Raw genomic sequence first — 1,390 nt, 5'->3', positions numbered from 1 at the left:
AGTGCAACACCGGATTGATTGGTGGTGTTGTTCATGGGTGCTGCTGTGGTGGCGTTGGCCAGGCGGGTTCGGGTGTTGGAAGAGGTTTTGGAGGGTGTCCCGGTTGAGGTGCTAGCAGCCAGAGAAGGAGTCCGGGCCCGCTCGGTCCGGCGGTGGATAGAGAACGCGGGTCTGATGGTGGCCTGGGGCAAGATCGTGGCCATGCCCGTTGACACCACTGATACTGCACCTGAGACCCTGACCACCTGCGAGGTGCTCGCCGAAGCAACACGCATCCTCACCCGTGCCCAGCATGAACCCGGCACTCACACACCGGGTGATCACACGATGGCTTCACGCCCTGGGAAGCGGGTATCAGGTCATGGGCGGAGGTTATCCGTCACGGACCGGGCGATCATCCAGATTGGGATCACATCCGGGTTCTCTGCCCGGCGTATCTCCCAGATCATCGGGTGCGCTCCTTCCACAGTCACCCGTGAGATCAAGGCCCACACCCATCACTGGCGTAACCACCGGGTGTACTCAGCCACCGTGGCCACCGCTACCGCTGTGATCAACCGTCGTCGTCCCAAACCCCGCAAGCTCGACACCGCCGGCAACACGGAGCTGCGTGCCCAGGTGGTGGCCTTGCTTGCCGATAAGCACTCCCCGCAGGAAGTGACCGGACGGTTGAAGGTGTTGTTCCCGGACAATGAGGCCATGCGCATCAGCCACGAAACGATCTATCAAGCGCTCTACGTACAAACCAAAGGCGGGTTACGACACGAACTGGCCGTGGAGAAAGCCCTGCGTTCCGGGCGTAGAACCCGTAAACCGGCCTCGAAGCTACCAGCTGCCTCGAACCGGTCCTGGATTGGTGATGCCCGGATCACTCACCGCCCGGCCGAGGCCGAGGACCGGGCGGTACCCGGGCACTGGGAAGGCGACCTGGTGGTCGGCCCGGGTAATTCCGGGATCATCACCCTGGTCGAGCGCAGCACCCGATTCGTGATGTTGGGCAAACTTCCCGGGGTGCGTGATTCGGCCACGGTCACCACCGTGTTGCAGTCAATGATCCAGGGTCTCCCAGCAGCCTTGACTCGCTCGATCACCTGGGACCAGGGCCCGGAGATGGCTGCCCACGCCCGGTTCACCGTGGCCACCCAGGTACCGGTGTTCATGTGTGACCCGCATTCGCCCTGGCAGCGGGGCACGAACGAGAACACCAACGGGTTACTGCGGGTGGATTACTACCCCAAGGGCACCAACTTCAACGACATCAGTGATGAGGATCTTCAGGCCACGGCTGATCAACTCAACCGACGAGCCCGAGCGACTTTGGGATTCCATACCCCGGCTGAGAAACTCAACGAGTTCCTCACACGTGTTGCACTCACCCCCTGAAACCGCA

At 62.1% G+C, this 1,390-nt stretch carries 1 protein-coding gene; it reads left to right on the top strand.

What is annotated here, in order from left to right:
- Positions 1–21 precede the first annotated feature (21 nt).
- Positions 22–1,383, top strand: coding sequence for an IS30 family transposase (locus L979_RS15530; RefSeq protein ID WP_081994569.1), 1,362 nt, complete (start codon positions 22–24; stop codon positions 1,381–1,383).
- Positions 1,384–1,390 lie beyond the last annotated feature (7 nt).

The organism is Kocuria sp. ZOR0020 (assembly GCF_000800955.1).
Lineage (GTDB): Bacteria > Actinomycetota > Actinomycetes > Actinomycetales > Micrococcaceae > Kocuria > Kocuria subflava.
The sequence above is the reverse complement of the archived record's forward strand: the minus strand, read 5'-3'. Positions and strand labels throughout refer to the sequence as shown.